The 279-nt window shown below is 64.5% G+C and carries 1 pseudogene; it reads left to right on the plus strand.

Features of this window, described 5'->3' with window-relative positions:
- A pseudogene (locus EN818_RS34235) lies at positions 1-115 on the plus strand (hydrogenase-4 component E); the annotation flags it as partial.
- Between the last annotated feature and the right edge of the window lie 164 nt (positions 116-279).

Raw genomic sequence — 279 nt, forward strand, 5'->3', positions numbered from 1 at the left:
CTTCTCGATCCTGATCGCCTTCATCGTCATCGGCGTCTTCCTGTTCCGCATCCGGGAGCGGTTCGATTCGGTCGATGTCGGCGCCCTCGACGACTATCGCGGAGAGCGCCGATGACCGCCTTCTCCTTCGATGCCGTGGCCGCGATCCTTTTGATCCCCGCGGCCGCCGCGGCCATTCTGGCGGCACTGCCGAACTACAAGATGACGGCAATCGTGAACGTCATCGCCAGCCTGCTCACGTTGCTCGCCGCGCTGTCGCTGTTCGTCACCGAGCGGCCG

It is taken from the genome of Mesorhizobium sp. M3A.F.Ca.ET.175.01.1.1 (genome assembly GCF_004791945.1).
GTDB lineage: Bacteria > Pseudomonadota > Alphaproteobacteria > Rhizobiales > Rhizobiaceae > Mesorhizobium.